Raw genomic sequence first — 25,412 nt, 5'->3', positions numbered from 1 at the left:
CTGCGGCGCTCGCAAGAAGTATAATGCTGGCGATCGGGGCGACTCGGAACTATAGTGCGGAGCATGGACCGTCTCCTCACCCAACTGGGCCTACGGGTCCGGCTTTTGCGCCTCGAACAGGGGCTCTCCCTGCGCCAGCTCGCCGAGCGGAGCGGTGTCTCGGAGCGCTACCTCTCGGAGCTGGAGGCGGGCCGCGGCAACATCTCGGTGCTCCGGCTGTCGCAGGTCGCGGCGGCGCTGGGGCAGAGCGGCGGCGCGCTCCTCCTCGATGCCGAGCGCGGCGCACGTGCGGGCAGCGCCCGGGTGGTCGCGCTCCTCGGGCTGCGCGGCGCAGGCAAGAGCACGATCGGGCCCCGCCTCGCCTCGCGGCTGCAGCTGCCCTTCTTCGAGCTGGACGGGCTGATCGAGGCAGCTGCCGGCCTCACCGTCGGCGAGATCTTCGCGCTCCACGGCGAGGCGACCTACCGCAGGTTGGAGCTCGAGGCGCTGCGACGCTTCCTCGTCGAGCAGCCGGCAGCGGTGCTCGCCACCGGTGGCGGGATCGTCGGCCACGAGGAGGCCTTCGCGCTGCTGCAGGATCGAGCGGTGACGGTCTGGCTCCGTGCCCATCCCGACGACCATTGGGATCGCGTGGTGGGGCAGGGCGACGTGCGGCCGATGGCCGACAACCCGGCGGCGCGACGGGAGCTCCGCGCGATCCTCGGCGCCCGCGAGCCGCTCTACTCCAGGGCGCGGCACGTGGTGGACACCAGCGCCCTCGGGCTGGGGGGCAGCGTCGATGCGCTGGTGTCCACCTTGAGCGGAAGTTAGAGAGGCCGGAAGCGCGCGGTGAAGAAGCGCAGGGTGGGCGGCTCGTAGACCATATCGAGGCCACCGATCCGCTTCGCGTCGCGGTGGAGCTCGATCACCGCGTCGCCGACCATGGCGAGCTGGTTGTCGGTGTAGACGCGCCGCGGGATGGTGAGGCGCACCAGCTCGAGCTTCGGCAGGTGGTTCTTCCCGGACTTCGCGTCGCGGCCCGCCGAGACGATCCCCCGCTCCATCGCGCGGACGCCGGCGTGCTCGTAGAGCGCCGCCGCCAGCGCCTGCGCCGGGTGCTGCGCCTGCGGCACGTGGGGCAGGAAGGCCCTGGCGTCGAGGTAGACCGCGTGGCCACCTGCGGGGCGGACGATCGGCACGCCGGCCTCGGCGAGCTGATCGGCCAGCGCGCGCACCTGCCCGACGCGGTGGCCGAGATAGGAGGCGTCGAGCATCTCGCGCATGCCCTGCGCCATCGCCGCCATGTCGCGGCCGGCGAGGCCGCCGTACGAGGGCATGCCCTCGAAGAGCACCACCAGCTCCTTCGCCTGATCGAAGAGGTGGTCGTCGTTCATGGCGAGGAAGCCGCCGATGTTGACGAGCAGGTCTTTCTTGCCCGACATCGTGCAGCCGTCCGCCAGCGACATCTGCTCCTTGAAGATATCGGCGAGGCTCTTGTCCGCGTAGCCGGGCTCACGCTCGCGGATGAACCAGGCGTTCTCTGCGGCGCGGGTGGCGTCGTACATCAGCCGGATGCCGAAGCGCTTGCAGATCGCCCGGACCTCCCGGAGGTTCTCCATCGAGATCGGCTGGCCGCCTGCCATGTTCACGGTGAGGGCCACGCAGACGTAGGGGACGTTCTCCGGGCCGGCCTCCTCGATGGCGCGGTGGAGCTTCTGCAGATCCACGTTGCCCTTGAAGGGATGATCGCTCGACGAGTCGTGGGCCTCGTCGACGATCACGTCGACGAAGCGGCCGCCGTTCAGCTCCTGGTGGGCCCGCGTGGTGGTGAAGTACATGTTCTGCGGGACGACGTGGCCGGGCCGGATCAGGATCCGCGAGAGCAGGTTCTCGGCGCCGCGCCCCTGGTGCGTGGGGACGATGTGCTTGAAGCCGTAGATCTCCCGGGCCGCCGCCTCGAGCTCGTAGAAGCTCCGTGATCCGGCGTAGGCCTCGTCGCCGCGCATCAGCGCCGACCATTGCAGATCCGACATGGCGGAGGTGCCGCTGTCGGTGAGCAGGTCGATGTAGACGTCCTCCGAGCGGAGGAGGAAGGTATTGTAGCCGGCCTCGCGGATCGCCGCCTCGCGGCCCGCGCGGTCGAGGAGCCGAATCGGCTCGACCATCTTGATGCGCCAGGGTTCAGCATTTCGCATGGGTGGCGAATAGGCCGGCGCTGCCGCTGTGCAAGGGGGAAGCTGCGAGAGCAGCGTGGGAGGGACGCCATGGAGATCCGCAACATCGACGACGTGCGGCAGTTTGCCGCAGAGAAGCTGCGCAAGCACAACCTCTTCCAGACCGAGCGCTTCTTCCTCGACGTCTATTGCCTGGCGCCGGGGCAGGAGCAGAAGCCCCATGCCCACGAGGACGCCGACAAGGTCTACGTGGTGCTCGAGGGGCGCTGCCGCTTCACCGTCGACGGCGCGGCGGAGGAGCATGGTCCCTCGGTCGCGATCTTCTGCCCGGCGGGCAGCAGCCACGGGGTGATCAATGCCGGCGCGGGTCCGGCGCGGCTCCTCGTCTGGATGTCGCCGCCGCCGGCCCGCTGAGCTCGCATCGGTCGGGTGACCGATGGGCGCCTTCACGTTCGCTCCGTAGCCTCCGGTCGAATCGACCGGGAGGCCCGATGTGGAAGCGACTCGCAGGGGACGAGGGACAGGCGGCGATGGAGTCGGCGGTGCTGTTGGCGGCGCTGGCCACGGGCGCGATGGCGCTGGGGTGGCCCCTGGCGCGGCGTCTCCTCGATGCGTGGTCGTCGCACGAGGACACGGTGCGCACGGTGATCGAGCTGCCGCTGCCGTGAGCGCACGGGGCAACGCCCGCCCGCTGCGCTGGTGGAAGTTCGCCGCGTTTCTCCTGCCGGCGGCGATCTGCGTGGGCAGGGGCCGGGCGGGTGGGGCGGCGCTGCTCCGGCTCCTCTGGATGGGCGAGCTGCCCCTCTTCGACGTCGACGCGGCGCTGCATGGCGCAGTGCTCGGCCTGGCGGGGCTCGCGGGCTGCGGCGCGCTGGTGCGCGATGCAGGCTGGGATCGCATCGCCCCGCGCTCGCTGCTTGCCGGCGTGGTGGCGCTCGCGCTCCTGCCGCTGCGCCCCCCCGCCGCCGCTGCAGGGCTCGACGCGGCGCTCGTTCGCTGCGGCGGCCAGCTCGCCCTGGCGCTGCAGCGTGATCCGGCGGCGCCGCCTCCCCCAGCGTGTACCGAGCCCGTCGCGATCGATCGCTGGCTGCGCAGGCGACCGGTGGTGATCCACGAGACCGCCGGTGCGGACGGGCCGCTCCGCCAGGTGCCGGCTGGGCTCCGATACGGAGCGCTGCTCGTGGCCAGGGGGCCCGGCGGCAGGCTCGGCTGGATCACGGCAGTGTCCCGGGGCGGCGCGCTGCTGCGGGACGGGCAGGGGATCTGGGTGGCCGGCTTCGCGCCGGCGGGAGGCGCGCGATGATTGAGCGGCTGCGCAATTGGGTTGCGGCACGTGGGGCGGTGCTCCTGCCGCTGGGATTGGCGCTCGTCGCCGGAGCGATCGCCTGGGGGACGCTTCGCTCGCGGGCAGCAGCGGTGCAGGCGGGCTGGGAACTGGAGGAGGTCGTCGTCGCTGCGGCGGGTCTCGCCGCGGGCCAGATCGTCGAGGCGGCGCACCTCGCCCGGCGCGAAGTGCCTGCCCGCTTCGTCACCACGTCCGTGGTCCGGCCCGACCAGATCCACCTGGTCGAGGGGCAGCGCCTCGAGGCGCCGCTGCAGCCCGGCGATCCGGTGCTCTGGACCCACTTCTCCATCGGGGAGGCGGCACGGGGCCTCGCGCAGGTGGTCCATCCGCCCGGTCGCGCGGTGACGTTGCAGGTGGGCGAGGCCGCTTCGGTCGGTGGCCAGGTCCGTCCCAACGATCACGTCGACGTCGTCTCCACGTTCCGCGATCCCGCCAGCCACGAGATGGCGACGGTGACCCTGCTGCAGAACGTGCTGGTCCTCTCCACCGGCGGCGAGGGCGGCGGTCCGACCGGCCATGTCACGGTTCTCGTGCTGCCCGAGGAGGCGGAGCTGCTCGTCCTGGCGCAGGAGCTCGGCTCGCTCAGCCTCTCGCTGCGCCACCCGGAGGATCTCGAGGTGCGCAGCGAGCGGGCGCGGACCACGGTGCAGACCCTGCTCACCGGGGAGCGGAACGCGGAGCTGCAGCGGCGCCGCCACGCGATCCAGGTGATCCGCGGCAATCCCGGCATCTCGCGGCACGAGGGATTCGGACCGTGATCGCCGTCGCAGCCATCCTCGCGGCCCTCGCAGCGGCGGCTGCAGCGGAGCAGGCCCGCCGCGCGATCGAGGGGGCGGTCTCGCGCTACCGGGAACGATACGGAATCGATTCCGCCAGCGACGTGCGCGACGCGCTGCCCCATCTCGAGGCCGGGGACGTGCGCGCACTCGGGGCGGCTGCTGCCCTGGCCGGTGCGGCGCTGGGGGCGCTGGCCGGCTCCGTTCCCGGAGCGCTGGTCGGCCTGGTCTGCGGCGCCGTGCTGCCACACGGCGTGGTCGCGTGGCTACGCGCCCGGCGGATCCGCCGCTTCGACCGGCAGCTCGTCGATGCCCTGGAGACGGCCGCGTCGGGGCTCCAGGCGGGCCTCTCCCTGCTGCAGGCGCTGGAGGGCGCCACTGCCGAGAGCGGTGCGCCGCTTCGCGACGAGTTCGGCCTCGCCCTCCGGGAGATCCGCGTGGGCGCCGCGCCGGAGCACGCATTCGAGCAGTTGGCGGCGCGGGTGGATTCGGAGGAGCTGGCGCTCTTCGTCGCTGGAACCACGATGGCCCGGCAGGTGGGCGGCAATCTCGCGGGGAGCTACCGCACCATGGCCGAAGCCCTGCGGGAGCGCTTCCGGGTGGAGGGAAAGCTCCGGGCCCTCACCGCACAGGGCCGGATGCAGGGTTGGGTGGTGGGCGCGATGCCCGTGCTCCTGGCCTTCGTCCTGCATCACCTGCGTCCGGATCTGGTGGAGCCGATGCTGCGGCATCCCTTCGGCTGGGCGATCGCCGCTGCCGTGCTGCTGCTCGAGGTGACGGGTTTCGTCTGGATCCGGCGGGTGGTCACGCCCGTCTACTAGGTGCTCGGGGGGAGCGGATGGCTGCGGAGCTGATCGCTGCAGGGATCGTCGCTGCGGCAGTCTTCACGGCGCTGCGTAGGCCCTCGCGGCGGGCCGATGGTCCGAGCCTCGCCCGCCGGGTCGGAGTCTGGCTGCTCGGGCGGCTGCCCCTTCTTCGCGGCAGGCTCGAGCGGGCGGTCGTCCGGGCCGGGCCCGATTGCCGGGCCGATGCAGCGGGGATCGCGGGCAGGGCGCTTCTCTTTTGCGGTGCCGGTACCCTGGGGGCGGTGCCGTTGCTCGTCGCCGGCCTGCCCGGTCTGCTGGTCGCCGGGGTTCCGATCGCCGCGGGCCTGCTCCCCCTCCTCTCGCTGCGGGACCGGATACGCCGGCGGGAGGCGGCGATCGGCAGGACGCTGCCCTGGGCACTCGACCTCCTCACCCTGGCCGTCGAGGTCGGCGTCGACTTCAACCAGGCGCTGGTGCGGGTGGTGGAAAGGGGACGCCCCGGGCCGCTCCGGGACGAGCTCGCCCTGGTGGTCCGGGCGCTGCGGATGGGAAGAAGCAGGCAGGAAGCGCTCGACGAGCTCCGGTGGCGAACCGGGCACGCGGGCGTGGGCCGCTTCTGCACCGCGGTGATCCAGGCCGAGCGGCTGGGCACACCGCTCTCGCGCGTGCTGCGCTCGCAAGCGGCGGATCTGCGGATCGAGCGCTGCCAGCGCGCCGAGACCCTGGCAGGGCAGGCGCCGGTGAAGCTCCTGCTCCCACTCCTCGGCTGCATCTTCCCCTCGGTCTTCCTGGTGCTGCTCGGCCCGATCGCGTTCGCCCTCCTCTTCGGAGGCCTGCCGTGAGGCGCCTCGTTCTCGTCGCCGGCGACGATAGCCGCTTCGTGATCCGGGCGGCGACCACGTTGGGAAGGGCCGCCACTGCCGATCTCGTCGCCAACGGGGCGGAGGTGGCGGCGGAGCACGCGCGCTTCCTGCGCGCCGGCGGCTGCTGGCAGGTGATCGCGCTCCGGGGGACCGTTCACCGGAACGGGGAGCGTGTCCGGGTGGCGGCATTGCAGCCCGGCGATCGCCTCGCTTTCGGTTCGATCCGCTTCGAGGTTGCGCGCGATGCGAGGCCGGGGTGGCCGATGCTCTCCGCCGCCGCTGTCGCCCTGCTCCTTCTGCTCGCGCTCCTGGCGGCAGAGCTAGCCGGCGCCGCGCAGCCGCCGCCGGCGCAGCCGCCGCTCCAGCTCGAGGCGGATGGACGGACCCTGCGCTGGCAGGGCCCGGCGGAGCGGGTCGAGCTGTTCCTTGCCCTCTACGACCCGGCCCGCTCCGTGGTCGAACTCCATCTGCGTGCGCCCGATCGGCGAGGCCCGATCACGATCGAGGTGAATGACAGCAGGCTCGGGGCCGTGGAAGCTTCCGCAGCGGGGCCGGTCCGCCTCCGACGCTTCCTCGTACCCGGCGCGAATCGCCTCGTCCTCCGCGACGCCGGCGGCGGGGAGCCGCTCCGCTCGCTCGAGCTGCGGCTCACCACGACCCCGCTGCCGTCCTGCGCCGGTGCAGCCTGCCTCGAGGCGATGACCGAGGCGCTCGGCAGGGCGGAGCGTCTCTCGCGCGAGCGGGAGGTGGCTGCCGGCAACCTCTTCGATGCCTGGCGGTGGCTGCGCAGGGCGCGGGGCTTCGCCATTGCCGCTGCCGATGCGGACGCGCTGGGCCAGGTGCAACGCCGCCTCGCCCCGGTGGAGCAGGCGCTCGACGAGCGCTGTGCAGCGAGGCGCTTCGCCGCAGCGCGCCACCTGGCCCTCGGCGATCTGCGCGGGGCGCAGCTGGCGGCGGAGGAGCTGCTCGCCGCTTTCCCGGGCGGCGAGCACCCGTGCCACGAAACGGGGCAGGAGTTGGTCCGGCTGCTGGAGGAGGAGCGATGAGAGCGGGAGAGGAGACGCCGGCGCTGGGGGTGCGGACAGCCGGTTTCGCCGAAACCGTGGAGGTCCCTGGCCTCCTCGACGAGGAGGCGCCGCTGCTGGTGATCGAGGCGGGGGCCGGCGTGCGCGAGCTGATCGAGCTGCAGGAGGGCGTGGCCGTGGTCGGGAGCGAGGGGGACGTGGTGCTCGCCGGTGCCGCCGATCGACATCTCTCCTTCGAGCGACAGGGCCCAGCGGTCGAGGTGCGGCCGCTGGCACCCGTCGAGCGAAACGGCGGCAGCTGGCAGGGGGGCCTGCTCGAGAATGGCGACGTGTTGCAGGCGGGCGCTGCACGAATGCACTTCGTCGCGCCGGGAGGTGTGGTCCATCTCGCTCGGAGCCGCGGTGCGGCGGTCGGGCGATGGGCGGCTTGGGCCTGCGCGGGGTTGCTGGCCGGCTACCTGGCGGGTGCGGCCTTCTCCATGGTGCGGCGGGACGCTGCAGCCGGCGCCGTCGCCGCGCGGACGACGGAGCAGGCGCCGGTGGTCGCAACGCCAGCTTGCGTGCCGCCAATCCCCCAGCCGTCGCAGCCACCCGCCCATGAGCTGGAGGGCCCATCCGCATCGCCTGCACCTCCGGCGTCCGAGGAGAACGAAGCCCTCGAGCGGGCAGGCGGGGACGGCGGACCGCGGGCTGCACCCCCTGCAGCGGCGGCGGAGGTCGCGCGATCGCCGGAAGCCTCGGCGGAGCGCAGCCCTGCTGCACGCGCCGCGGTTCGAAGCGAAGTCGCGCGTAGCCCGTCGCCGCGGGAGGAGACGCCGCGCCGCGTGCTGCGGCTGCCGCGCCGAGCAACGCCCAGTGCGCCGGCATCGCCGCCGCGGGAGCGCGCGGCCGTGGAGGCGGAGCCAGTCTCGCTCCTCCCCGTTCTCCGCGCCGCGTGGGAGGCGGGCGCACTCGACGAGGCGGTCGCGCTGGGGCGGGAGGCAGCGGCGGTCGAGGCGCAGCATTTCGCCTCGCGGGTGGAGCGCTTCGCCCGGGCGCTCTCCAGGGCACGGGAGAGCCGCGGCGTCGCTGCAGCGCCGGCGCTCGAGGAGGCGCTCGGGTGGGCGGAGGAGATCGGCGGGAACGCACCGCAGGTCGTCGAGGTCCGGCGGGCGCTCGCTGCCTTGCATCGCAGCGCGGCGCACAGGGCAGAGGAGGGAGGTGATCTCCGCGGCGCGCTCCACCATTGCGAGCAGGCCCTCGCCGTCCTGCCGGGGGACCCGGAAGCGGCAGCGATCCGCAAGCGCCTCGCAGGCAGCGCCGGGCCGATCTTCCTCGAGGGATATGCACTGCAGCATCTCGATCCGGCAGGGGCCCTGCAACGTTTCGAGTTGGCGGCGCGGCTGGCCTTGCCCGGCGACCCCTGGGCGGCGAAGGCAGCGGCGTGGACGGAGCGGCTGCGCCGGCCGGCGCCACCGGTCGAAGCTGCCGGGCAGGCTGCGCCTGCCGCGCTATAGTGCCGGCCTGCCCGCCTGCGGGATCCGCAGGTGGCGCAAGCGGTTTCATGGGGACGCAAAGGAGCTCGCGTGACGCGAGAGGAACGGGACCAGCTCGACCTGTTCGGCGCCGCGGCGCAGGACGAACCTGCACCGGCTGCTGCCGAGACGGCCGCGCCGCGCCGGCGGGGCGAGCGCCAGCCGGGCAGGGGACGGGCACGGACGGCGGGCCGCGCCGCGGAGGAGGTGGCCGCCGGCGCGGCCCCCCCGACACCGGGGATGCGCTCGACGCCCCGGGAGCCCGCTGTTGCAGAGCCGGCCGCGCCGGGACCGGTGGAGCCGGCGCCGGTCGCGCCCGTACCGCCGCAGCGCCCGCCTCCAGCTCCCGCAGCAGGGAGGGGGGCCTGGCTCCGCTCGGCGATCCACGCCAGGCTCGCAGGAGAAGCGGCGCCGGCGCCTGAGCCTGCCGCCCAGCGGGTGCTCAGCGTCGCCGAGCTCGCCCAGCAGATCCGCGGATCTCTCGAGGAGCGCTTCGCCGTGGTCCACGTGCGAGGCGAGATCTCCAACCTGCGGCAGCCCGGATCGGGGCATCTCTACTTCAGCCTCAAGGACGACAGCGCCTGCATCCGCGCCGTCCTCTTCCGCGGCCAGGCGCGGCAGCTCCGGTTCCGCCCCGAGAACGGGCAGGAGGTGATCGCCCGGGGCCGGGTCGGATTCTACGAGAGCGGCGGCGACACGCAGATCGTCTGCGACTCCCTCGAGCCGGTGGGCGCCGGCGCGCTGGCGGTGGCCTTCGAGCAGCTCAAGGGGCGCCTCGCTGCGGAGGGGCTCTTCGATCCCGCCCGCAAGCGGCGGCTGCCCTTCCTGCCCCGGCGGATCGGCGTCGTCACCAGCCCCACCGGTGCTGCGGTCCGGGATTTCCTCCGGGTGCTCCACCGCCGCTTCCCCGGGATCCCCGTGCTGGTGGCGCCTGCCCGGGTGCAGGGCGATGGTGCTGCAGCGGAGATCGCCGCCGGCGTGCGCCGGCTCGGCGCACGGGGCGATTGCGACGTGGTCGTCGTCACCCGCGGCGGCGGATCGATCGAGGACCTCTGGGCCTTCAACGAGGAGGTGGTCGCCCGGGCCATCGCCGCCTGCCCGGTGCCGGTGGTCTCGGCGGTGGGCCATGAGGTCGACTTCACCATCGCGGACTTCGTCGCCGACCTGCGCGCCCCGACGCCAACGGGCGCAGCCGAGATCCTCGCGCCGGTGGAGACCGAGCTGCGGGCCTCTCTGGCGGTGGCGCGGACGAGGCTCTCCCGTGCTGCGCTCCGGCGGATGGAGCAGTGCCGCGCCGCGACGCACCGGCTCGCCGCCCGGCTCGGCGACCCGCGCCGCCACATCGCCGGCGAGCGCCTCCGCACCGACGAGCGGCTCCAGCGTCTCGCCATCCTGGAGCGGCGGGTGCTGGGGGCCGAACGGGCTCGGCTTCGCGAGCTGGCCCAGCGGCTGCGGCAGGCCCACCCAGCGTTGCAGGTGAAGGCCCGCCGCCGCGAGCTGGGCGAATTGCGCGAGCGGCTGCGCTCCGCAGCCGGCAGGGGCCTGGCCGGAAGGGGAACGGCACTCCGGACCCTACGCGAGGAGCTGCAGCGCCGTTCTCCGCACCAGCGGGTGCTGCGCGAGGGGGCCCGTGTCGGCGAGCTCTGGGGGCGGCTCGAACACGCGCAGCGGCGCCTTCTCGACAGGCAGCGCAGCAGGCGGACCGATCTGGCGAGCCGGCTCCATTCGCTCTCGCCCCTGCAGGTTCTCGCGCGGGGCTATGCGGTGGCGTTCCGGGCCAGCGGCGCGGTCCTCCTTTCGGCTGCCGATGCGGCGCCAGGAGAGCGGCTCCATCTCGAGCTGGCGGACGGCGCGCTCGCCGTCGAGGTGGTGGGTCCGGCAGCGCCTCGGAAGAGCGCTGCAGGGGCCTTCGAGAGCAGCAAAGGTCCATTTGACCCCGGAGAGGGCGGGCGCTAAGGTCCGCCCCCCTTTGCCGGGGCGGGGAAGGTGGCTGACGTGACGAAGACTCCCAGGGTGGCGGGCAACGGCGAGGGGCAGACCGAGGAAGGTCTCGCCTACGAGCAGCTGGTGGAGCAGCTCGATGGCGTGGTGCGCCAGCTCGAGGCGGGGGAGCTCAGTCTCGAGGAGTCGCTCCGGGCCTTCGAGCGCGGGGTGCAGCTGGCGCAGGCTGCGGAGCGGCGTCTGGACGCTGCGGAGCAGCGCGTGGAGATGCTGCTGCAAGGCGACCGGGTCCAGCCGCTTCCCGCAGCGGAGGCAGAGCCGGCGCGCCAGCAGCCGAAGCCCGTCGTCGACGACGACGACGTGCCCTTCTAGGCAGCGAGGCGGCGATGGAGCAGCAGGCCGATCAGAAGCCGAAGGTGATCATCGTCGACGACGACCGCGAGACGCGGGAGATGCTGACGCTCGCCCTCGAGCTCGAGGATTTCGAGGTGGCGCAGGCAGCCAACGGGCTGCGGCTGATCTCGATCCTCCACGTCGATCGTCCGGACGTGATCCTCCTCGACGTGATGATGAGCTGGATCGACGGCTTCGAGCTCTGTCGCTCGATCAAGAAGAACGAGGAGTTCCGGGACATCCCGGTGATCTTCGTCTCGGCGAAGAAGACCCCGGAGGACGTCCGGGAGGGCTACGAGGCGGGTGCGGTCGACTACTTTCCCAAGCCGGTGGACGTGGACAAGCTCGTGGCCCGCATCGGACAGCTCCTCGAGGAGCGGAGGCGTTCGTGAACTCCTTTGATCTCGACGCCTGGCTGGGCGACCGCCGCGGCCGGATCGAGCGGCTACTCGCAGAGCGGGCCGGCGGCTGGCGCGTCGGTACCCCGGAGCGGCTCGCCGAGGCGATGGCCTACAGCCTCCTCGGCGGCGGCAAGCGGCTGCGGCCCGTGCTGGCGCTGGCAGCCTTCGAAGCCTGCGGCGGTCTACCTGACGACGAGCCGGTGATCCGCGACTACGCGGTGGCCCTCGAGTCGATCCACACCTACTCGCTGGTCCACGACGACCTGCCGGCCATGGACGACGACGACCTCCGCCGCGGCAGGCCGACCTGCCACAAGGTCTTCGGCGAGGCCACCGCGATCCTCGCCGGTGATGCCCTGCTCACCGAGGCCTTCGGTCTCCTGGCCGACGGGCCGCAGCAGCAGCGCGCCAGGCTGGTGGCGCTCCTGGCCAGGGCTGCAGGGGCGACCGGCATGGTGGGGGGCCAGCAGCTCGATCTCGACATGACCGGTCGCAGGCACGGTGACGATCTGCCGCCGCTCGAGGCGGTCGAGACCATCCACCGGGCCAAGACCGGGGCGCTCCTCGCTGCCTCGGTGGAGGGTGGGGCGGTCGCCGCCAGGGCGAGCGAGGAACGGGTCGCCTCCTTGCGCATCTACGGCGAGGCCCTCGGTCTCGCCTTCCAGATCGCCGACGACATCCTCGACGTGGTGGGTGACCCCGAACAGATGGGCAAGCGCGGCAGGGGCGACGAGGCGAAGGGCAAGCCCACCTACCCGGCACTGGTCGGGCTGGACCGGGCTCGGGCGCTCGCCCGGAACGCCCGGGATCGGGCGGTGGAAGCCCTGGAAGGCATGGGTGAGGCGGCGGCCGCGCTCCACGCGCTGGCCGACTACGCGATCGACCGCGTGCACTGAGAGTTTGTGAAACAAACTCTCCAGCGAAGCCGAAGGCGGAGCGATCGTAAGATGGAGCGTCTCTCGCGCGAAGCGCGAGCGAAGAAAGCGGGCCGGCGCTTGCCGGACCGATTTCTTCACACGCTCTGAGGGGCGGTCCCGGTCCTCCGGACCGATTTCTGGACGGCGCTCGAGACGATTGGCGAAAAAACGTTCCGCCTGCTGTTGCGTGCAGATGGCGGGCATGGTGGAGGGAAGCAGCATGGCGCTTCTCGAGACGATTGACGGACCGGAAGATCTCAAGGCGCTCAAGGAAGAGGAGCTTCCTGCGCTCTGCCGCGAGATCCGCGACGAGATCATCGCAACGTGCGCTGCCGGCAACGGCGCGCATCTCGGCGCTTCGCTCGGAGCGGTCGAGCTCGTGGTGGCGATGCACTACGTCTTCGACAGCCCGCAGGATCGCATCGTCTTCGACGTTGGCCACCAGGCCTATGCGCACAAGCTGCTGACCGGCCGCCGGAAGGAGTTCCGCAGCATCCGGCAGGAGGGCGGCCTCGCCGGCTTCCCCGAGCGCGCGGAGTCGGAGCACGACGCCTTCGGCGTCGGTCACGCCAGCACCGCGATCTCCGCCGGCCTCGGCATGATCGAGGCGCGCCGGGTGAAGGGCGAGAGCGGCCGCGTGATCGCGCTGGTCGGCGACGGCGGCATGACCGGCGGCGTGGCCTTCGAGGGCCTCAACCAGGCGGGCTATCTCGAGCGCGATCTCATCGTCATCCTCAACGACAACGAGATGTCGATCAGCCCGAACGTCGGCGCGATGTCGGAGTGGTTCTCGAAGAAGTTCGCGGGCCATACCTTCAACCGCTGGCGGCGCAGCGTGAAGGAGGTCCTCTACGCGCTCCCCCACGGCGATCAGGCGATCGAGGGGATCCGGCGCGCCATCGACTCCTCCAAGGCGCTGCTCACCCCCGGCATCCTCTTCGAGGGGCTCGGCTTCCAGTACATCGGGCCGACCGACGGCCACGACGTGCTCTCGATGGTCCGGATCCTCCGGCAGGTGGCCACCGAGATCGACGGGCCGGTGCTCATCCACACCCGCACCACCAAGGGCAAGGGCTACGGCCCCGCGGAGAGCGACCTGCGCACCCGCGGCCACGGCCTCACCAACTTCGAGGTGGCCACCGGCCGCTCGGTGGCGAAGAAGCCAGCGGTGCCGACCTGGACCGAGTTCTTCGCCGAGGCGGTCTCCGAGCACATGGCGAAGGACGCCAACGTGGTGGCGATCACCGCGGCGATGCTCGAGGGGACGGGGCTGGTGAAGACCCGGGAGCGCTTCCCGCAGCGGGTCTACGACGTGGGCATCGCCGAGCAGCACGCGGTGACCTTCGCCGCCGGCCTCGCCTGCGAGGGCTTGCGCCCGGTCACCGCGATCTACTCGACCTTCCTGCAGCGCGCCTACGATCAGATCGTCCACGACGTGGCGCTCCAGAACCTCCCGGTGGTTTTTGCCCTCGACCGTGGCGGCCTCGTCGGCGCCGACGGCAAGACCCACCAGGGCGCCTTCGACATCGCCTACCTGCGCTGCATCCCCAACCTCGTGGTGATGGCGCCTGCGGACGAGCAGGAGCTGCGCAACATGCTCGCCACTTCGCTGGCGATCGACGGCGCCTCCGCCTTCCGCTACCCCCGTGGCTCCGGCCTCGGCGTGCCGCTCCTTCCGCCGGAGATCCTTCCGATCGGCAGGGGGCGCATCCTCCACCCCGGCGGCAGCAAGCCGGACGTGGTGGTCCTCGGCTACGGTCCGATGGCCCACGCTGCGGTGGCTGCAGCGAAGGCCCTCCACGGCGAGGGGATCCGGGCCGTGGTGGTCGATCCCCGCTTCGCCAAGCCCCTCGACACCGAGCTGATCTGCGATCTCGCCTCCACGACGGGCCGCGTGGTCACGGTGGAGGAGGGCTGCCTGCCCGGCGGCTTCGGCTCCGGCGTGCTCGAGGCGCTGCAGGAGAACGGCCTGCTCGTCCCGGTGAAGCGGCTCGGTCTCCCGGACGACTTCGTGACCCACGGCAACGCCGACAAGCAGAAGGCCCGCTTCGGCCTCGACGCCACCGGTATCGCCGCTGCGGTGCGGTCGCTGCTCGACGGCGCCCGCGCCGGCGTCCAGGCGGGCTGATGGCCGCGCGCAGGGAGCGCATCGACAAGCTGCTGGTCGAGCGCGGTCTGGCCGACACCAGGGCCAGGGCCCAGGCCCTGGTCATGGCCGGCGAGGTCCTCGCCGGTGAGCACCGCGTCGACAAGCCCGGCCAGCTGGTGGACGTGGAGCTGCCCCTCCGGCTCAAGGGCGAGGGGCTTCGCTACGTCTCCCGCGGCGCCCTCAAGCTCGAGGGGGCGCTGGACACCTTCGCCATCGACCCGACCGGCATGCGCTGCGTCGACCTCGGCGCCTCCACCGGCGGCTTCACCGACCTGCTGCTCCAGCGGGGCGCCGAGGCGGTCTGGGCCGTGGACGTGGGCTATGGCCAGCTCCACGAGAAGCTCCGGCAGGATCCGCGGGTCCGCTCCTTCGAGCGGATCAATGCCCGGCACGTGGGCCTCGAGGAGCTGGGGGCCGAGCCCTTCGACCTCGGGGTGATGGACCTCTCCTTCATCTCGCTGGCCCTGGTCCTCCCTGCGGCAGTGGGGCTGATCCGCACCGGGGGCCAGCTGGTGATGCTGGTCAAACCGCAGTTCGAGGTGGGCCCGCAGGACGTCGGCAAGGGCGGGGTGGTCCGCGATCCCGCTGCGCGGCTCGCTGCGATCGAGAAGATCCGGCGGATCTGCGGTGAGGACCTCGGCCTCGAGATCCTCGGCTGCATCGACTCGCCGGTTCACGGACCGGCAGGCAACGTGGAAGCGCTGCTCTGGGTTCGTCGGTCCTGACTCGCCTGCCCGCTGGAGGTAGGTGACCCCATGGGTGTGGCGGCGATCGACCCTCATGTGGGGCGAAGGCGTACCCTTCCCGCTGCTGCGGCGTCTGCACTCCAGGCGACCCGGCACGCAGCAGGACCATGTTCCGCTTGGTTGATCTCAAGCCGCTTGCAGTGGACAATGGCCAGAACGGGGCGGCGAGTTTCGGCTATCATGGGAACTCGGTCGGGAACCCCAAAGCTCCAAATTCACGCAGGTGGTTGGTAGGCGCCTCCATGCCCGGGAAATACTTCACCACATTCGAAGCGAGCCGGCTGCTTGGCGTGTCGTTGCCCACGATCGTCAACTGGATCAAGGCCAACCGCCTCAAGGCTCACAAGACGCCCGGTGGCCATCGGCGCATCTCCCGCGAGGATCTGCTCGGATTCCTGCGGAAGTACCAGATGCCGGTACCCGCGGAGCTCGCTGCCGAGACGGATCGCGCCTTGCGCATCCTCGCGGTCGACGACGATCCGGACGAGCGTGACCTGCTCCGTGCCATCCTCGAGGGGAACGGCTACGAGGTGGAGCTCGCCGCCAACGGCTTCGAGGCCGGGCTCCTCGTCGGTGCCTTCAAGCCCGACGCCGTGGTCATGGACCTGATGATGCCGGCGATGGACGGCTTCTCCGCGCTGGCAGCGCTCCGCAAGCGCGAGGAAACCGCCGATACGCCGGTGGTCGCCTGCTCGGGTCTGTCGGACCCCGCCTCGCGGCAGAAAGTGATCGCCGCGGGCTTCGACGGCCACGTGGTGAAGCCCTATCCCCACGAGGAGTTGCTCGATCTGCTCACGCGCCTCCTCCGGGGCGAGCCCGAGCGGATGGCGCGCAGCAGCCACTAACGGATCGCGCAAGGGCAGGGGCCGCCGACCGGCGCCCCCGGGTCTTCTTGGTCAGCCGGCTCCGCCGGCGTTACCATGGAGGCGAGCCCCGTGATGACGCGTCGCCTTCTTCCCATCCTCGTCCTCCTGGCCGCGCCCGTGGCAGCGGGGGCGGAGCCGCGCCCGCGGCCGGACGTCGACACCGAGGCGATTCGGGAGGCGTTGCGGGCGAGCCCGCGGGGCGGGTCCTACGCCAGCTCGCGGGCCTACGCCCACTACCTCAACGCCCGCCTCGCCGAGGATGCAGGGGAGCTGCAGCGCGCCCTCGAAGAGCTGCGCCTCGCGGTGATCTACGACGACACCTCCGCGGATCTGCGGGTCGCGCTGGCCTGGCTCTACGCCCGCACCGAAGAGCTCGAACGCGCCGCGACGGAGATCGACCGGGCCCTGCGGATCACCCCGGCGCACGCCGGCGCCCACGTGCTCCTCGGCAAGGTGCGCGCCGCGCAGCACCGCAGGGGCGAGGCGGCGAAGGCCCTCGAAGAGGCGATCCGCCTCGATCCGCAGGAACCCGAGCCCTGGCTCGTTCTCGCCCGACTCCACGCCGACTTCGGCGGCTGGCAGGAGGCGGAGGCGGTGGCCTCCCGCTATGGGCAGGTGCACCGCCGCAACGGCGCCCCCTGGCGGCTCCTCGCCACCACCGCCTGGGAACGGGACGAGCCGGAGCGGACCCGCCGCTACCTGGCGCAGGCCGTCACGGTGGACCCCGACGATGCCACGTCGCGGCTTCGTCTCGCCCTGCTCGAATCGCAGCGTGGCAACGAACGCCGGGCGGAAGCGCTCTACGCCGAGGTGCTCCGCCTCGACCCCAGCGATCCGCAGGCGCTCGCAGGTGCAGGCAGCCTCGCCCTCCGGCGGGGCGACGGCGTCGCCGCGCGGGCCTACTTCCAGCAACTCCTCGGCACCGCCCGCGATCCGGTGGGGGCGGCGCTGCAGGTCACCGCCGCCTGGCGCTCCGCCCACCGCCCGGATGAGGCGCTCTCCACCCTCGACCAGGCGCTCCGCGCCGACGTCGGCGCGTCGCGGCTCCACTTCGCCCGGGCGATGGTCCTCGCCTCCCTCGGCCGCCACCGCGAGGCGATCGAGGCCTTCGCCGCCGTGCCGGAGGAGGCGGGGCCGGTGCACGTGGTGGCCCTCGCCCGCAAGGCGGAGAGCCTCTCGCTCGAAGGCCACCACACCGAGGCCCGGGCCGCCCTCGAGCGGGCGCTGCTGCTGCTGCGCCCCGGCGCAGACGAGGCCGGGCGGGTCTATGCCGTGGTCCCCGGCATCTTCCGCCGCGCTGGCGCCGCCGCCCGGGGGCTCGCCCTGCTCGAGCCGCTCGCCGCGGAGCGCGAAGATCCGGCGTTGGTCGTCGCCGTCGCCGAGATCCTGCAGGATCTGGGGCGCGACGCGCAGGCGCAGGCGCTTCTCGCAGGCGCGCTGGCCCAGGCGCCCGGCGAGGAGGGACTGATCTTCGCCCTGGCCGCAGCACGGGAGCGGGCGGGGGACGTCGATGGCGCCGTGGGCCTCGTGCAGGCGCTTCTCCGTGGCGATCCCGACAACGCCTCGGCTCTCAACTTCGTCGGCTACGTCTGGGCCGACCAGGGGATCCACCTCGACGAGGCGCGGGCGCTGCTGCAACGGGCCCTCGAGCTCCGTCCCGACGAGCCCTACTTCCTCGATTCGCTCGGCTGGTGCGAGGTGCGCCTGGGCAACCTCGAGGCGGGGATCCGGCTGCTCGAGCGAGCGCGGGCGCTTGTGCCCCGGGAAGCGGTGGTGCTCCACCATCTCGCCGAGGCCTTCCACCTCGCGGGCCGCGACGCGGACGCCGACCGGCTGTGGGAGGAGGCGCTGCAGCTCCTCGCGCGGGATCCCGATCCCCGGGTCCTGGCCGAGATCGAAAAGGCGCGGCAGGCGGCCCGGCAGCGGGCGGCCCGGCGCTGATCGCAGGCGCTCGACGCAGCGCGTTTGACTTTCGCGGATGCGCGCCAGTACGGTCGGCCCACCTTGAGCAGCCCCACCCACCGCGAGGGATTCTTTGCAGCCGGCGACAACCTCCGGCTCTTCTGGCGAGCGATCACGCCTGCCGACCCGAAGGCCTGGGTCGGCGTGGTCCATGGCTACGGCGAGCATTGCGGTCGTTACCGTGAACTCTTCGATCACCTGGCGGAACGCGGCATCGCGTCGCTGGCCTTCGACTACCGGGGCCACGGGCAGGCGGACGGCAGGCGCGGGCACGTCGATCGCTTCTCGGACTACCTCGAGGACCTCCGGCGCTTCACCGATCGGCTCCGCGGCGAGGCAGGGCAGCTGCCCACCTTCCTGCTCGGCCATTCGCTCGGCGGGCTGATCCTGGCGCGCTGGCTCCTCGAGCCGGGTGGTGCCCGCGAGCTCGCCGGCGCGATCTTCGCCTCCCCCTACCTCCAGCTCGCCTTCGAGGCGCCGCGGCTCAAGGTCGCCGCGGCGCGGCTGATCGGGAAGGTGGTGCCCTGGGCGCCGCTGAACAACGAGCTGACCAGCCAGCAGCTCACCCGCGACGAGGAGATGCAGCGGCGCGTCGATCGCGATCCGCTCTACAACCGCACGGTGACGCCGCGCTGGTTCGACGAGGCGACGGCGGCGCAGGCGCTGGTGCGGGAGGACGCCGGCGGGATCACCCTGCCTGCGCTCGTGCTGGTGCCGGAGGGCGATCCGATCGCCAGCCCGGCGGCGAACGTGCGTTTCTTCGAGGCGCTGGGCAGCAGCGACAAGGAGCTGCGCCGCTACCCCGAGGCGCGGCACGAGCTCTTCAACGAATTGCCGGAGACCCGGCGGCAGGCGATGGAAGACGTGGCCGCGTGGATTCTTTCCCGGAGCAGGTGATGTCCGAGCAGGTGGTGACGGTGGTCGGCCCGGGGACGGTGATCCGCGGCGAGGTCCGGTGCGCAGGCGATCTCCTGGTGCACGGGCGGATCGAGGGGGCGGTGAGCTGCGGCGGCGCGCTGCAACTCGAGCCCGGCGGCGTGATCGAGGCCGAGGTCCGGGCGCGGAGCGCGGTGCTCGCCGGCAAGGTCCGCGGCGACGTGAGCGTGATCGAGGCGGCGGAGCTGGCCACGAGCTGCAGGATGCTCGGCGACTTGCGCGCCGCGCGGGTGGCGATCGCGCCCGGCGCCGCGGTCCGGGGCAGGGTGGAGCTGGGCGACGTCAGCGACGACGACGATGCAGTCTGGGGCGCGGCGGAGGATGCGCAGGCAGGCGCGTTCCCCGAGCCGCCGGACGTGGACGAGACGCCGGGCCCCGCGACCGAAGAAGCGCCGGTGGCTGCGGCTGCTGCAGCCGAGGAGCCCCCCGCTAACGTCGAGGCCCCTGCAGCGGTGCCGCCTCCCGAGGTTGCGCCGCCGCAGGAGCGGAGCGATGCAGCCCCGGCAGCAGCGGCCCGCCCGCCGCCGCCGCCGCCGCTGCCCGCCTCGGCCCTGGCGCTCGGGGCCCGCTCCGCCGTCGTACTCAAGCGCTGACGAGGTCGCTGCTGGCGACCCGCCGACACTTCGGGGCCACAGCCCCCGGTGGATCGCGTAGGATGCGCGCCCGATGGCACGCCCCACGCCGCCGCCGCGCGAGTTGACGTACGTTCCGCTTGCCCGGATCGGCGAAGACACCACCTTCCGCCTGCGCCAGGCCGGGGACATCTCGTCGCTGGCGCGATCGATCGCGCAGGCGGGGCAGCTCTTTCCGATCGAGGTGCGTCCCGCCGGCGACGGCTTCCAGGCGATCACCGGCTTCCGCCGTCTCGCCGCGCTCAAGCTGCTCTTCCGCGATCGCGTGCTCGTCCGGGTCCACGAGAACCTCCCGGACGAGGCGGCGGCGCTGGTGGCAGCAGCGGACGCCCTCGACAACCGGCCCCTCGAGCGCGAGGAGCTGCTCGAGATGCGGGAGCGCTACCGGCTGATGGGCTGGAGCACCCCGGCGCTCGAGGAGCTGATCCCCCGCGCCATCGAGCGCGCGGAGGAACGCCTCGAGGATCTCGCAGCGCAGCTGCAGGGCCTGCCGCCGCCGGATCGCAGCATCGTCGACGAGGACGAGCTCGACGAGGAGGGGCCCGCGTCGCAGGCGCCGGCCGTACCAGCGGCAGCGCCGCAGCCTGCCACCGAAGACGCGGCCAAAGCGGAGCAGCAGGAGGAGGCGCCCCTCGTCACCAGCGACTTCGAGGGCGTGCCGCGGCCTGGCCAGCGGCAGGTGGCCGGCGTCGCTGCCGAGCCGCCGGCGGAGCCACCAGGGGCGATGCCCCTGGGCACACCGGCGCCTGCACCGCCGCCAGCCGAGCGGGTCCTCACCGCCGCCGAGCTCGCCGAGGACCTCGCCCGTCGCCTCTCGATCCTCTCCCAGGACCTCGCCACCCTCACACAGGCCTGGGACGACGTCCCACCGCACCTGCGCCGCATCGTGGCCGACCAGATTGAGTACTACCGCGCGCTCGGCACCTGGCTCGAGCCCGCCCCCGGAGACACGAAGTGAACGACCTCCTCGCAGCGGACAAGAGCCGCCTCCTCGACCTCCTCCGCACCTTCTCCTTCGCGAAGCGCAAGGTCACCCTGGCCTCGGGTCGCGAGTCGAATTTCTACATCGACTGCAAGCGGGTGACCCTCGCCGCGGAGGGGCATTGGCTGGTGGGCCGCCTCCTCCTCGACAGCATCTTCCGCCTCGATCCCACCGTCACCGCGGTGGGCGGCCTCACCCTCGGCGCCGATCCGATCGCCTCCGCCGTCTCGATGGCGAGCTGGCTCGGCGCGCGCCCCCTGCAGGGCTTCATCGTCCGCAAGGAGGCGAAAGGCCACGGCACCGGTCGCTTCCTCGAGGGGCCCCCTTTGCAGGCGGGCACGCGCGTGGCCATCGTGGAGGACGTGGTGACCACCGGCGGATCGGGACTGAAGGCCTGCGAGCGGGCGGAGGAGGCGGGGCTGCAGGTCGCCGGCGTCTTCGCCCTGGTGGATCGCCTCGAGGGCGGCAGGGAGGCCTTCGAGGCCAGGGGCTACCGCCTCGAGTCGCTCTTCACCCGCACCGACTTCATGGGAGACGAGGTCTGATGCTGCGTTCGGCCGCCCTGGCATTGCTGCTCGCCCTCGCGGCGTGCAGCAACCGACCCGGCTTCGCCCTGAGCCAGCGGGCGGACGACGCGCCGCGTGTGCGCGATGCGGCCTATTACGACGTGCTCGAGGACTACACGCGGTACAAGTCCTATTACGACGGCCTCGACCAGCGCTTCTTCCTCGCCGCCACCTGGGAATCGTGGCCGTTCCGGCAGCGGAAGATCGCTGCAGTGGCCGACTTCCTCAGCCTCCCCCGCGACGAAGTGGAGGTGCTCCTCCACCGGGAGCGGGTCGAGGCCACCGAGTTCGTCGACATCTTCGTCGGCCTCTACACGGCGGAGTCGCGCTGGGACAACCTGGCGGAGCCGGACACCATCTGGCGGATCGAGCTCGAGCTGCCGGACGGCAGCACGGTCCTGCCTGCGGCGGTGAAGAAGATCCAGCGGCCCGACGCCAACACCAAGGCGCTCTACGCCTATCTCAATCCCTTCTGGTCCGCCTACAAGGTTCGCTTTCCTGCCCTCGACCAGCAGGGCAGGCCGGTGGTGGTCCCCGGTAGCGAGCTGAAGTTCCGGGTCACCTCCGCGGTGGGCCGGGCCACGCCGACCTGGGCCGTCGCAGGCGACGACCTCCCCCGGTAGCGCGGGGCCAGGCGCCGGGGCACAACCTCGGCCGCCCGTCGGGCTGGGCTATGGAAGCGTTCGCCAGTAGGATGGCGCCGCTTGTCGGACCACGATCACCATAGCGCCTCGCGCCTCGCCGGCCTCCTCGGGCTGAAACCGGACGAAATCCGCCGCACGCTGCTCGCCAGCCTCTTCCATCTCGCCTTCGTGGCGACGGTGGTGCTGGTGAAGAGCGCCTCGAACGCGCTCGTCGTCGCGCGTTACCAGGCCGAGGCGTTGCCGCCGCTCTACATCGCCACCGCCCTGGCGACCGGCGGCGCCGCCTGGCTCGCGGCGCTGGCGGATCGGGGCAGGGCCCGGCGCCTGCCCCGGGCAGGCCTCGTCCTCGCCACCGCGCTCCTCGCCGGCCTCGCAGCAGCGGCCCATCTCCGGCTGCCGGTGGCGGTGATCGCCCTCTACCTCTTCGGCGAGACCTTCGCGACGCTGGTCTCGATCCGCTTCTGGAGCGCGGCCTCCGAGCTCTTCGACGCCCGCGCCAGCAAGCGGACCTTCGGCATCCTCGGCGCCGCCGGGATGACCGGCGCGATCCTCGCCGGGCTCATGGCGCAGCTCCTCGGCGCCCGCCTCGGTGCGGTGGGGCTGCTGCCACCTGCGCTGGTGCTCCTCGTCGCCTGCACCGGCTTCTCGCTGGCCGTGCGCCGCACGCGGGGCAGCGAGGTGCAGCAGCAGCCCGCGCCGGCGACGATCGGGCTGGTGCGCTCGCAGGCCCGCGCCTATCTGCAGGGCGACCGCTACCCCCGCGCCCTCGCCGCGCTGATGGTGCTCCTCGCCACCCTCACCGCGCTGGCGGACTACCTCTTCCGCCTCCGCGCCGGCGCCGAGCTCGGCGAGGCCGAGATGGCCTCGCTCTTCGGCGCCTTGAACCTCTGGATGGGCGTGGTCGCGGTGCTCTTCCAGCTCGGCCTCGCGGGCAGGGTGCTGGAGCGCTGGGGCATCTTCCGCTACCTGCTCGTAACCCCGGGCTGCAGCGCGGCCACAGCGGTGGCCTGCCTCTTCGTGCCGGGGATCGCCCCGGCCTTCACCTTGCGCCTGGTCGAATCGGCGGGGAGCCTCTCGCTCAACCCGGCTGCGTTCCAGCTCCTCTACGGCCCGGTGCCCGACGCGATCCGCCCGCAGATCCGCGCGGCGATCGACGGCGTCACCAAGAAGGTCGGCTTCGCCGCTGGCGGCGCGCTCCTGCTCCTGCTCGGCAGCCACGCCAGCATCGAGGCGCTGGTGGCTGCGGTGGTCGCCGTGGTGGCGCTCGTCGCCCTCGTCCTCACCCGCACCCGCAAGCTCTACGTGGCCGCCATCGAGCGGCGCCTCGCCCGCGCCACCGGCCGCCACCCGACGCAGCTGCGCAGCGCCGAGGCGCGGCAGGCGCTGCTCCGCTCTCTGCGCGACACGGACCCGGTCCGGCTCCTCACCGCGGTTTCACTCCTCGCGGAGGATCCCCGCTTCGATCCCGTGCCCCACCTGCACGGGCTCCTTACCCACCCGCACGATCGGGTGCGCCTCGCCGCCATCCGCCTCGCCCGGACGCGCCGGGTGACGCCGGCGGCGCCGCACCTCGAGCGGCTCATCGAGGGCGACACGCCGCAGGTCCGGCAGGAGGCGGCGCTGGCCCTCGCCGTCCTCTCGCCCCGCCGGGCGGAGCAGGTCCTCGCGCCGCTCCTCGCGAGCGAGGATCCCGCCCTCGCCGGCGCAGCGGTGGCGGCGCTCCTGCCGCTCGAGGGCCGCACCGGCCGGGCGACCCAGGCGTTGCTGCGGCGGCTCGACGACGTGGACGCGCCGCCGGAGGAGCGCCGGGAGACGGCGCGGATCCTCGGCAGGTTGGGACCCTCCGTCCACGCGGTGCGGCTCCTGCGCTACCTCGAGGATCCGAGCCCCCTCGTTCGCCGCACCGCCTGCGATGCTGCCGGCGCCACCCGGGAGCTCCCCCTGGTGCCGGTGCTCGTCGTGCTCCTCGGCGACCGCGCGGTGCGCAGCGCCGCCCGCCGCGCCCTCGCCGCCTACGGCGACGCGGTGGTGGCGGAGCTCGCCGCCCTGCTCGACGACAGGAACCGGCCGCTGGCGCTGCGCCTCGAGGTGCCCCGCGTCCTCCGTGGAATCGGCACCGCAGCTGCCGCCAGGGCGCTGCTCTTCTCCAACATCCAGGAGCACGCCTACCTGCGCTACCGGATCGCGGTGAACCTCTCGCGGTTGCACGAGGAGCATCCGGCGATCGAACTCGACGTCCAGCGAGCACGGGAGGCGACGCTCCGCCGCCTCGACGCGTACCACTACTACCTCCCGCTCTACCGCGATCTCGAGGTGGGGCTGCCCGCAGGTGCGCCGCTGGTGCGCGCGGTGGGCGACAGGCTCCAGCAGAATCTCGAGGTGGTCTTCCGGCTGCTGCAGCTCACGCTCCCCGGCTCGAAGATCGTGCCGGCCTGGCGCCGCTTCGCCGGCGGCGACGCCAGGGAGCGCGCCTATGCGATCGAGCTCATCGACCACCTCCTCGACGACGAGCTCAAGGGGCGGGTGCTGCCCCTGCTCGAGCGCTACCACCGGCTCCCGGAGCCGTGGGGTGGGGTGCCGGGCGTCGCCGCCAGGGCGCCGGCGCGGGTCCTCGAGATCGCGGTGGCCCGCGACGAGGTACTGCGCTCGATCGCGATCCACACCGCAATCCGCACCTGGCCCGAGAACCCGCCACTGCCGCCAGGCGTGGGGGAGGACGAGATGGACGCACGGGAAATCGAGAGGGTCTTCTTCCTCGAGGGCGTCGAGATCTTCGGTCGCTGCGACGTGGACGATCTCATGGCCCTGGCCGCCATCGCCCGCGAGCGCGAATACGCCGGAGGCGAGACGATCTTCTCCGAGGGCGATCCGGGGGACGCGCTCTATGTCGTGCTCGAGGGCGGCGTCCAGTTCCTGAAGGGCGGCGTCGAGGTGCTGCAGATCGGCGTGCGCGATTCCTTCGGCGAATCGAGCCTCCTCGACGGCGCGCCGCGGCCGGTGAGCGCCGTGGCCCTGGGCCGCGAGGTGCGGGTGCTGGCGGTGGATCGGCACGACTTCCTCGACCTGGTCTCCGACAGGCCCGAGCTCCTCCGCGGCATCTTCACCGCGGTGAGCCGCCACCTGCGGCAGGTGCTCGATCGCACCGCCAAGACGGGTAAGCAGGATCCGGCGCTGCGGGCGGGCTGATGCGAGCGGCGATCCTCTGCTGCCTCCTCCTCGCTGCGTGCGCCGGGGCGCCGCCGACGTCGCCGGCCCCCGCGCCCGATCGCTGCGGGATGGACGTGATGCGCCTCGTCGCCGACGAGGTCGCGCGCAGGCCCGCTGCAGCGCCTGCGGACATCTACCTGCTCGTGCGGGAGGCGATCCTCGGCCCCACCGCCACCGGCCCGGATCTCGAGGCGGTCCTCGCAACGGTCGAGCCCGCTGCGCAGGAGCCGATCGTCGAGGATCTCGACGAGGTGCAGGGGACCGTTCGCGTCAACCTGCGCAAATGGCGCTTCATCCGTGGCAGCGCCGCGGAGCTGCAGGTGGTGGTCGAGCGGAGCCTCGCCAGCCCGGACGAAGGGGCGCGGGAGCGGCTCGCCGCGTGCCTCGAGCGCGCACCGGCGGCCTGGGCGGCTGCCGGCGGCGACGCGTCGGTCCTGCGGTCGTACCTCGACGCACAGCGAGAGAACGCTTGGCCGCCGGTGGAACATAGTGAAAAATATCGAAGAGACTACCAGCCGGCCTACCGGGTGGTCCTCCGGCGGCACCTCCCGCCCTGGGTGACCGCGCCGCCGCCGACCACGGGATGAC

Annotated in this window: 25 protein-coding genes; 24 read left to right on the top strand and 1 reads right to left on the bottom strand. The window is 72.8% G+C overall.

Going from position 1 to position 25,412, the window contains the following annotated elements; all coding sequences use genetic code 11:
- Positions 1–63 precede the first annotated feature (63 nt).
- Entirely contained in the window at positions 64–810 is a 747-nt protein-coding gene (locus ACESMR_RS16155; protein ID WP_373048137.1) for a shikimate kinase, read from the top strand.
- Here the strand turns inward: ACESMR_RS16155 and ACESMR_RS16150 are convergent.
- Positions 807–2,174 carry a tyrosine phenol-lyase gene (locus ACESMR_RS16150; RefSeq protein WP_373048136.1) on the bottom strand — a complete coding sequence of 456 codons (1,368 nt, stop codon included), beginning with the start codon at positions 2,172–2,174 and terminating at the stop codon, positions 807–809. The genes ACESMR_RS16155 and ACESMR_RS16150 overlap by 4 nt on opposite strands.
- Before the next feature lie 69 nt (positions 2,175–2,243).
- Between ACESMR_RS16150 and ACESMR_RS16145 the strand changes: the two genes are divergently transcribed.
- The 23 genes from ACESMR_RS16145 (at position 2,244) to ACESMR_RS16035 (ending at position 25,411) form a co-directional block, all read left to right on the top strand.
- Positions 2,244–2,567, top strand: a complete 324-nt coding sequence (locus tag ACESMR_RS16145; protein ID WP_373048135.1) for a cupin domain-containing protein — start codon at positions 2,244–2,246, stop codon at positions 2,565–2,567.
- 77 nt (positions 2,568–2,644) lie between these two features.
- Entirely contained in the window at positions 2,645–2,821 is a 177-nt protein-coding gene (locus ACESMR_RS16140) for a hypothetical protein (RefSeq protein WP_373048134.1), read from the top strand.
- On the top strand, positions 2,818–3,456 hold the full coding sequence (locus tag ACESMR_RS16135) for a hypothetical protein (RefSeq protein ID WP_373048133.1): 639 nt from the start codon (positions 2,818–2,820) through the stop codon (positions 3,454–3,456). The genes ACESMR_RS16140 and ACESMR_RS16135 overlap by 4 nt, the downstream gene beginning before the upstream one ends.
- Entirely contained in the window at positions 3,453–4,256 is an 804-nt protein-coding gene (cpaB, locus tag ACESMR_RS16130) for a Flp pilus assembly protein CpaB (protein ID WP_373048132.1), read from the top strand. Before ACESMR_RS16135 ends, cpaB begins: the two co-directional genes overlap by 4 nt.
- Positions 4,253–5,095 (top strand): type II secretion system F family protein, encoded by an 843-nt coding sequence (locus ACESMR_RS16125; RefSeq protein WP_373048131.1) that lies wholly within the window; start codon positions 4,253–4,255, stop codon positions 5,093–5,095. Before cpaB ends, ACESMR_RS16125 begins: the two co-directional genes overlap by 4 nt.
- Before the next feature lie 17 nt (positions 5,096–5,112).
- Positions 5,113–5,922 carry a type II secretion system F family protein gene (locus ACESMR_RS16120; RefSeq protein WP_373048130.1) on the top strand — a complete coding sequence of 270 codons (810 nt, stop codon included), beginning with the start codon at positions 5,113–5,115 and terminating at the stop codon, positions 5,920–5,922.
- On the top strand, positions 5,919–6,989 hold the full coding sequence (locus tag ACESMR_RS16115; protein ID WP_373048129.1) for an FHA domain-containing protein: 1,071 nt from the start codon (positions 5,919–5,921) through the stop codon (positions 6,987–6,989). The genes ACESMR_RS16120 and ACESMR_RS16115 overlap by 4 nt, the downstream gene beginning before the upstream one ends.
- Positions 6,986–8,464: a hypothetical protein gene (locus ACESMR_RS16110; RefSeq protein ID WP_373048128.1), complete on the top strand. Its 1,479-nt coding sequence runs from the start codon at positions 6,986–6,988 to the stop codon at positions 8,462–8,464. The genes ACESMR_RS16115 and ACESMR_RS16110 overlap by 4 nt, the downstream gene beginning before the upstream one ends.
- Positions 8,465–8,533: 69 nt before the next feature.
- A complete protein-coding gene (xseA, locus tag ACESMR_RS16105) occupies positions 8,534–10,438 on the top strand; it encodes an exodeoxyribonuclease VII large subunit (protein WP_373048127.1) in 1,905 nt (634 codons plus the stop codon).
- A gap of 39 nt (positions 10,439–10,477) precedes the next feature.
- Positions 10,478–10,795: an exodeoxyribonuclease VII small subunit gene (gene xseB, locus ACESMR_RS16100; RefSeq protein ID WP_373048126.1), complete on the top strand. Its 318-nt coding sequence runs from the start codon at positions 10,478–10,480 to the stop codon at positions 10,793–10,795.
- 14 nt (positions 10,796–10,809) lie between these two features.
- Positions 10,810–11,208 carry a PleD family two-component system response regulator gene (locus ACESMR_RS16095; RefSeq protein ID WP_373048125.1) on the top strand — a complete coding sequence of 133 codons (399 nt, stop codon included), beginning with the start codon at positions 10,810–10,812 and terminating at the stop codon, positions 11,206–11,208.
- Positions 11,205–12,113, top strand: a complete 909-nt coding sequence (locus ACESMR_RS16090; protein ID WP_373048124.1) for a polyprenyl synthetase family protein — start codon at positions 11,205–11,207, stop codon at positions 12,111–12,113. Before ACESMR_RS16095 ends, ACESMR_RS16090 begins: the two co-directional genes overlap by 4 nt.
- A gap of 241 nt (positions 12,114–12,354) precedes the next feature.
- Entirely contained in the window at positions 12,355–14,262 is a 1,908-nt protein-coding gene (gene dxs / locus ACESMR_RS16085; protein WP_373048123.1) for a 1-deoxy-D-xylulose-5-phosphate synthase, read from the top strand.
- On the top strand, positions 14,262–15,008 hold the full coding sequence (locus ACESMR_RS16080) for a TlyA family RNA methyltransferase (RefSeq protein WP_373048122.1): 747 nt from the start codon (positions 14,262–14,264) through the stop codon (positions 15,006–15,008). Before dxs ends, ACESMR_RS16080 begins: the two co-directional genes overlap by 1 nt.
- 128 nt (positions 15,009–15,136) lie before the next feature.
- The gene (locus ACESMR_RS16075; RefSeq protein ID WP_373048121.1) at positions 15,137–15,874 is read left to right on the top strand and encodes a response regulator; all 738 of its coding nucleotides are present in this window, start codon (positions 15,137–15,139) and stop codon (positions 15,872–15,874) included.
- Between the two features lie 93 nt (positions 15,875–15,967).
- The gene (locus ACESMR_RS16070) at positions 15,968–17,836 is read left to right on the top strand and encodes a tetratricopeptide repeat protein (RefSeq protein WP_373048120.1); all 1,869 of its coding nucleotides are present in this window, start codon (positions 15,968–15,970) and stop codon (positions 17,834–17,836) included.
- Between the two features lie 63 nt (positions 17,837–17,899).
- Positions 17,900–18,754: an alpha/beta hydrolase gene (locus tag ACESMR_RS16065; RefSeq protein WP_373048119.1), complete on the top strand. Its 855-nt coding sequence runs from the start codon at positions 17,900–17,902 to the stop codon at positions 18,752–18,754.
- Positions 18,730–19,386: a polymer-forming cytoskeletal protein gene (locus ACESMR_RS16060; RefSeq protein WP_373048118.1), complete on the top strand. Its 657-nt coding sequence runs from the start codon at positions 18,730–18,732 to the stop codon at positions 19,384–19,386. The genes ACESMR_RS16065 and ACESMR_RS16060 overlap by 25 nt, the downstream gene beginning before the upstream one ends.
- Positions 19,387–19,459: 73 nt before the next feature.
- On the top strand, positions 19,460–20,383 hold the full coding sequence (locus tag ACESMR_RS16055; RefSeq protein WP_373048117.1) for a ParB/RepB/Spo0J family partition protein: 924 nt from the start codon (positions 19,460–19,462) through the stop codon (positions 20,381–20,383).
- Positions 20,380–20,952, top strand: a complete 573-nt coding sequence (gene pyrE, locus ACESMR_RS16050; protein ID WP_373048116.1) for an orotate phosphoribosyltransferase — start codon at positions 20,380–20,382, stop codon at positions 20,950–20,952. The genes ACESMR_RS16055 and pyrE overlap by 4 nt, the downstream gene beginning before the upstream one ends.
- The gene (locus ACESMR_RS16045) at positions 20,952–21,596 is read left to right on the top strand and encodes a hypothetical protein (protein ID WP_373048115.1); all 645 of its coding nucleotides are present in this window, start codon (positions 20,952–20,954) and stop codon (positions 21,594–21,596) included. Before pyrE ends, ACESMR_RS16045 begins: the two co-directional genes overlap by 1 nt.
- Before the next feature lie 81 nt (positions 21,597–21,677).
- Entirely contained in the window at positions 21,678–24,803 is a 3,126-nt protein-coding gene (locus tag ACESMR_RS16040; RefSeq protein WP_373048114.1) for a cyclic nucleotide-binding domain-containing protein, read from the top strand.
- Entirely contained in the window at positions 24,803–25,411 is a 609-nt protein-coding gene (locus tag ACESMR_RS16035; protein ID WP_373048113.1) for a hypothetical protein, read from the top strand. Before ACESMR_RS16040 ends, ACESMR_RS16035 begins: the two co-directional genes overlap by 1 nt.
- Position 25,412 lies beyond the last annotated feature (1 nt).

Origin of the sequence: Vulgatibacter sp., assembly GCF_041687135.1 — a bacterium.
GTDB lineage: Bacteria > Myxococcota > Myxococcia > Myxococcales > Vulgatibacteraceae > JAWLCN01.
This window is presented reverse-complemented; position numbering and strand designations above follow the sequence as displayed.

Excerpts from the sequence above, each read along its gene's own strand:
- ACESMR_RS16155 (WP_373048137.1), top strand. The coding sequence starts at position 64 with ATGGACCGTCTCCTCACCCAACTGGGCCTACGGGTCCGGCTTTTGCGC.
- ACESMR_RS16150 (WP_373048136.1), bottom strand. The coding sequence starts at position 2,174 with ATGCGAAATGCTGAACCCTGGCGCATCAAGATGGTCGAGCCGATTCGG.
- ACESMR_RS16145 (WP_373048135.1), top strand. The coding sequence starts at position 2,244 with ATGGAGATCCGCAACATCGACGACGTGCGGCAGTTTGCCGCAGAGAAG.
- ACESMR_RS16140 (WP_373048134.1), top strand. The coding sequence starts at position 2,645 with ATGTGGAAGCGACTCGCAGGGGACGAGGGACAGGCGGCGATGGAGTCG.
- cpaB (WP_373048132.1), top strand. The coding sequence starts at position 3,453 with ATGATTGAGCGGCTGCGCAATTGGGTTGCGGCACGTGGGGCGGTGCTC.
- ACESMR_RS16120 (WP_373048130.1), top strand. The coding sequence starts at position 5,113 with ATGGCTGCGGAGCTGATCGCTGCAGGGATCGTCGCTGCGGCAGTCTTC.
- ACESMR_RS16110 (WP_373048128.1), top strand. The coding sequence starts at position 6,986 with ATGAGAGCGGGAGAGGAGACGCCGGCGCTGGGGGTGCGGACAGCCGGT.
- ACESMR_RS16095 (WP_373048125.1), top strand. The coding sequence starts at position 10,810 with ATGGAGCAGCAGGCCGATCAGAAGCCGAAGGTGATCATCGTCGACGAC.
- dxs (WP_373048123.1), top strand. The coding sequence starts at position 12,355 with ATGGCGCTTCTCGAGACGATTGACGGACCGGAAGATCTCAAGGCGCTC.
- ACESMR_RS16080 (WP_373048122.1), top strand. The coding sequence starts at position 14,262 with ATGGCCGCGCGCAGGGAGCGCATCGACAAGCTGCTGGTCGAGCGCGGT.
- ACESMR_RS16075 (WP_373048121.1), top strand. The coding sequence starts at position 15,137 with ATGTTCCGCTTGGTTGATCTCAAGCCGCTTGCAGTGGACAATGGCCAG.
- ACESMR_RS16070 (WP_373048120.1), top strand. The coding sequence starts at position 15,968 with ATGACGCGTCGCCTTCTTCCCATCCTCGTCCTCCTGGCCGCGCCCGTG.
- ACESMR_RS16055 (WP_373048117.1), top strand. The coding sequence starts at position 19,460 with ATGGCACGCCCCACGCCGCCGCCGCGCGAGTTGACGTACGTTCCGCTT.
- ACESMR_RS16045 (WP_373048115.1), top strand. The coding sequence starts at position 20,952 with ATGCTGCGTTCGGCCGCCCTGGCATTGCTGCTCGCCCTCGCGGCGTGC.
- ACESMR_RS16035 (WP_373048113.1), top strand. The coding sequence starts at position 24,803 with ATGCGAGCGGCGATCCTCTGCTGCCTCCTCCTCGCTGCGTGCGCCGGG.